The sequence below is a fragment of the Microcystis sp. M53603_WE2 genome (genome assembly GCF_030065435.1).
On record NZ_JASJFF010000486.1, the window covers coordinates 1 to 5,622 of the forward strand.

At 45.4% G+C, this 5,622-nt stretch carries 4 protein-coding genes; all 4 read right to left on the reverse strand.

Annotated elements, in window-relative coordinates:
• Positions 1 to 126: 126 nt before the first annotated feature.
• Positions 127 to 288 carry a hypothetical protein gene (locus PX481_RS10095; protein ID WP_288094526.1) on the reverse strand — a complete coding sequence of 54 codons (162 nt, stop codon included), beginning with the start codon at positions 286 to 288 and terminating at the stop codon, positions 127 to 129.
• Positions 289 to 396: 108 nt separating this feature from the next.
• A complete protein-coding gene (gene leuC, locus PX481_RS10100; protein ID WP_288057878.1) occupies positions 397 to 1,797 on the reverse strand; it encodes a 3-isopropylmalate dehydratase large subunit in 1,401 nt (466 codons plus the stop codon).
• 278 nt (positions 1,798 to 2,075) lie between these two features.
• Positions 2,076 to 3,074 (reverse strand): MraY family glycosyltransferase, encoded by a 999-nt coding sequence (locus PX481_RS10105; RefSeq protein WP_288094527.1) that lies wholly within the window; start codon positions 3,072 to 3,074, stop codon positions 2,076 to 2,078.
• Positions 3,075 to 3,231: 157 nt separating this feature from the next.
• Entirely contained in the window at positions 3,232 to 5,529 is a 2,298-nt protein-coding gene (locus PX481_RS10110; protein ID WP_288094528.1) for a RelA/SpoT family protein, read from the reverse strand.
• Between the last annotated feature and the right edge of the window lie 93 nt (positions 5,530 to 5,622).

The following is a 5,622-nucleotide window of genomic DNA, read 5'->3' on the forward strand; positions in this document are numbered from 1 at the left end:
AATCGCTTACGGGGCAAGCAAAGCAAGGCATTTTAAAAATTTTTCAGATATTTGTTCTGAGAAATTGACTGAAAACCTTGCCAGATAAGGATTTGATTGAATGACATTTGCGAGAATGAATCAACCCTAGGGGGGCGGGGGGGGGTTTGGGGTGTAGGGTGTAGGGTGTGGGGTGTGGGGTGTAGGGTGTGGGGTGTGGGGTGTGGGGTGTGGGGTGTGGGGTGTGGGGTGTGGGGAGAAGCTTTTTTCAGTGATCAGTAAACAGTAATCAGTGAACTGAAAACTCACATCTGACTCCTGAATACTGACTCCTGAATACTGACTCCTGAATACTGACTCCTGAATACTGACTCCTGACTCCTGACCCCAGTAACAAACTTTTTCAGCAAACCCTATTTAATTTAACAACTCCCTGGGATCGGTGACTTCTCCTTTAATCGCTGCCGCTACCACCATCGCCGGACTCATCAACAAAGTACGCCCGGAAGCGGAACCTTGACGACCTTTAAAGTTACGATTGGAGGAGGAGGCGCTGATCTGATCTCCCTGCAATTTATCGGGATTCATGGCTAAACACATGGAACAGCCCGCCTCGCGCCATTCAAAGCCCGATGCTAGGAAAATTTGGTCTAATCCTTCCGCTTCTGCCTGTTTTTTGACTCTTTCGGAACCGGGGACGATAAAAGCTTTCACATGGGGGGCAACACGATGACCTTGGGCAAATTTGGCCGCTTCGCGCAGATCACTGATCCGGCCGTTAGTACAGCTACCGACGAAGCAGACATCGATTTTTGTGCCTTTAATCGGGGTGCCGGGGGTGAGTTTCATGTATTGATAGGCTTCCTCTGCGATCGCTCTTTCACTTGCCGGTAAACTTTCGGGAGTGGGAATGACTTCGTTAACCCCGATTCCTTGGCCCGGAGTAATCCCCCAAGTAACTGTGGGTTCGATTTCGCCGGCATCGAAGACCACCACATCGTCATAAACCGCATCGGCATCGCTTTTAATGCTTTCCCACCAATTAACCGCACTTTCCCAGTCTTTGGGCGCAAAATCACGACCTTTGAGGTAATCGTAGGTGATTTGATCAGGGTTGATATAACCACATCGGGCCCCACCTTCGATCGCCATGTTACAAATCGTCATCCTTTCTTCCATGGACATCCGTTCAATTGTACTACCAGCGTACTCGTAGGCATAACCAACACCGCCTTTAACGCCTAATTGACGGATAATATGGAGAATTACATCTTTAGCATAGACACCGGGGTTTAAATCGCCGTTTACCTCCACTCGACGCACTTTTAATTTCGATAGGGATAGGGTTTGGGTAGCAAGAACATCGCGTACTTGGGAAGTGCCGATGCCAAAAGCGATCGCCCCAAAAGCGCCGTGGGTGGAGGTGTGGGAATCACCGCAGGCGATCGTCATCCCCGGTTGGGTTAGACCCCGTTCGGGAGCGATCACATGAACTATGCCCTGATTGCCGGAACCGATGCCATAGAAAGGAATATGATTGGTTTGAACATTAGTTTCGATCGCCCGGATCATTTCCTCGGCCAAATCGTCAAGGAAAGGACGCGCCTGATTTTCGGTGGGGACGATGTGATCGACGGTAGCAATAGTCCGTCTAGGAAATAATACTTTTAAACCCCTTTCTCTCAGCATCGAAAAAGCTTGGGGACTGGTGACTTCATGGACTAGATGCAGTCCGATAAATAATTGTGTCTGTCCACTGGGAAGAATCTTAACCGTGTGTGCGTCCCAGACTTTATCGAATAATGTTCTTGCGCTCATTGACTTTGGAATGATAGTCATCTCCTTGATCATATCAGCTAACCCTGGCCGATAAATATTAATTTTTTCTTTTCTCTTGGTTAGGAGGGATAATAGATAAATAGCTCAGTTTTTGCCAGATTAAAACCATCGGTTTTTGAGTAAAATAAAAGACTTTAGCCAATAACTATTTGAGTGATTCCTGCTGCTCCTTACCCCCCGATCCTATAATTTTTAAATAGGATTTAGTCTAACATTCTCTGGGTTTGACTAACCCCTAAGTCCATAGCAATAAAAAATTATTCTTTTCTTGTCACTGCTAAATTATGCTCGCTAACTTTCCTATTCAGATAAATTTCTCCGAAAAAAATTAATCCTAGAATCAGAGGTAAACTCAGCCATGCTACTAGGTTTCCTAAGTAGTTAACACTAATAGCAATCAGGAGAGTTACCCCCATATAAATAATCGCTACTTGTGAATGAGACAAGCCAGATTTTTGTAATCTTTGATAAAGGTGACTGCGGTGAGCTTGGAAGATATTTTCCCTTTTTAATAATCGACAAATAAGGGTATAAATAGCATCACCAATCAGAGGTAAAGTGATAGTTAAAGCTGACCAAGCCTGACTTTGATTGCCCTGGTTATTAAGTAAAACCATAGCGACAATTGCCCCTAAACTGGTGCTACCCACATCACCCATAAAAATTTTCGCTGGCGACCAATTCCAGAGGAGAAAACCGCCTAAAGCTGCCACTAAAAGCCATAAAATTGGTTGCTGAAAATAGAGAGCGAGAAATCCTAATTGTACCGCCGTACAGCCAGCCACCAAGCCATCGAGACCATCCATAAAATTATAAAAATTAATCATCGCGGTCAGGCCGATAATTGTGAGAATAACAGCCAAAATTTTGCCGACAAAACCTAAATCTAATAGCCAAGATTGGGGAAAAGCACCGAAAAAAGTGACCGCAACACTAGCGGAGGATAACTGCACTAAATAGCGAATACTAGAGGGAATACCGCGACGATCATCGAGAAGGCCGATAATAATTAAAGGAGTCAGGGACAACCACAGGGGAATGAGAGGTAGGGAAGGAGGAAGGAGAAAATAACTGAGGCCGCTGGTAAGAGCAAAAGCGACGACAAAACCGAGTCCACCCCCCCTAGGTGTGGGTTGACTATGGCTGCTACGCTCATTGGGAATATCTAACAATTGTTGGCTAAAACGTTGTTTAATCAGGGCAACCACCAGAAAACTGATCAGAAAACTGATGACTGAGAGTAGGGATAATAACATAGGGATTTTTGCGCTCAGATTAATTATCGATCCTACGTTGTTCGGTGACAAAAAGTGCCGATATTGCCATCGTGGTTTTAGTCAGTGTCAGCATCCCAGTTCAAAAGCTAAGGCGCTCTGAAGTTTGGGGGATATGAGCGGTAATTTTAGGTTTAACCTACTCTCGTTCGCTTTTCACCTGACTGATGCGACGAACGTTTAAAACATCGCTCATCAGCTTAATTTGAGTAACACAGCGTTCAAATTGTTGCAGGTCTTTTACTTCAATTTTCAGGGAAATTAAAGCGGGTTTGCCGAAATTAGTCTTAACTCCGGCATTGCGAACGTTAATATTTTGGTCACTTAAACGAGAGAGAATATCTTTTAAAACCCCGACGCGATCAATCACTTCAATCTGAATATTTACTGGATAAGTTGGATAACGTCCCTGGTCATCTAGGGGGTTCCAACTAACAGGAATTAAGCGTTCAGCTTCGGCTTTTTCCACATTCGAGCAGCCCTGACGGTGAATAACAATACCTTCCCCCGCATGGGCAACTATACCGGTAATATTTTCTCCTGGTAAAGGACAACAACAACCGGCCAAACGATAGACTAATCCCTCCACACCGGCGATCGGTGATTTACTAACGGGTAAAGCCCTTTGAACGGGAGAAGGTGGTAGAATCAATTGGGAATCAGTCAGGACATCGGGCGGATTTTTGACCGTTAAAATTTCCTGTTGATTTTTAACTGTTTCTTGCAGACGATTAACCACATTTTTTAGGGTAACTTCGCCGTAACCTAAGGCCGCCAATAAATCATCTACTGCCACATAATTGCACTGTTTAGCCACCGATTGCATTCGTTCCGATTTCAGCAGGGCATCGAAGCCAGTTTTACCCAATTCTTTCTCTAATAAATCACGACCCCGGCTAATATTTTCTTCTCGGCGCGATTTTTTGTACCATTGCCGGATGCGATTTCTGGCGCTAGGAGTAACGACAAAATTTAACCAATCTAAACTAGGGTGACTATGCTTGCTGGTGAGAATTTCCACCAGATCACCATTTTGCAAGGGAGCATCAAGAACTGACCATTTACCATTAATTCTTGCCCCTTTCATCTGATTACCTACTTCGCTATGAATATGATAGGCAAAATCTACCGGTGTCGCACCTTGGGCCAGAGCCACCACATCACCTTTGGGGGTGAAAACATAGATATCTTCTTCAAAGAAATTATTTTTCAGGCCATCCATGTATTCTTGGCCATCTTTAAGGTCTTTTTGCCAGTCGAGCAGATTACGCAGCCAAGCAAATTTTTCATCCTCAGCGGTTAAAGTTGTGTGACTAGAACCGGTTTCTTTATACTTCCAATGGGCTGCAATCCCGTATTCAGCAACGTGGTGCATTTCTAGGGTGCGAATCTGCACTTCTAGGGGACGGGCATTTAAACCAACAACGGTGGTATGGAGGGATTGATAACGGTTAGCTTTTGGTAAACCGATATAGTCTTTAAAACGGTTAGGAATCGGAGTAAATTGGTCGTGAACTATGGCTAAACAACGATAACATTCCTCTTTGGTTTCGACGATAATGCGGACGGCGGCAATATCATAAATCTGCTCGAATTCTTTGCCCTGATTGTGCATTTTATGATAGATGCCGTAGAGATGTTTGGGGCGACCCTGTAAATCAAGAACTTTTATGCCAATTTCTTGCAATTTTTCCCGCAATGTGTTAGTGACGGTTTCGATGCGGGCCTCTCGATCGATACGTTTTTCCGATACCAATAACTGCACGGTGCGATAAGCATCGGGTTCGAGGTATTTAAAGCATAAATCCTCTAATTCCCATTTAAATCTGCCAATCCCTAAACGGTTAGCCAGAGGAGCAAAGATTTCTCTAGTTTCTAGGGCGATGCGTTGCTGCTGTTGCGGGGTGAGGTGTTCGAGGGTTTGCATATTGTGCAGGCGATCGGCTAATTTGACCACGATGACGCGGATATCTTGAGCCATCGCCAGGAACATTCGGCGAAAATTCTCCGCTTGCCGTTCAGTTTTGCTAGAAAAGTTGAATTTGGAGAGTTTTGTCACCGCTTCCACCAAATTACGCACCTCGACACCGAATCTAGCCTCGATTTCTTCGGGGGTGACTTCCGTATCTTCCACCACATCGTGAAGGAATCCCGCCGCGATCATTGCCCCATCACCCCCCAGATCCCGCAGTAATCCCGCCACAGCTATGGGATGGGCGATATAGGGTTCCCCGGATTTGCGATACTGGCCCTCGTGGAGTTTGTGGGCGAAATTAAAAGCCCTAGAGATTAAATCGATATCGGGATTCTGGGGGTCGTTTTCGTAGGTAATCAGGCATTCTTTCAGCCAATCGGGTAAAACTAACGCTTTTTTCGGTTCCGTGGCCCGGGGAAGGGCGGTGAGGGTTTCCGGTTGGATGGCAGTGATGGCGTTCATGGTTAGATCGGGGGGATAATAGGGGGGGGGAGGAGACGGATAACTAGAAAATTATTAGGCCGAAGGGATGCCAGATTACTTAACTCTCTAACA

Bases quoted from the DNA above. Each gene is read 5' to 3' on its own strand.
- PX481_RS10110 (WP_288094528.1), bottom strand. From the start codon at position 5,529: ATGAACGCCATCACTGCCATCCAACCGGAAACCCTCACCGCCCTTCCC.
- PX481_RS10105 (WP_288094527.1), bottom strand. From the start codon at position 3,074: ATGTTATTATCCCTACTCTCAGTCATCAGTTTTCTGATCAGTTTTCTG.
- leuC (WP_288057878.1), bottom strand. From the start codon at position 1,797: ATGAGCGCAAGAACATTATTCGATAAAGTCTGGGACGCACACACGGTT.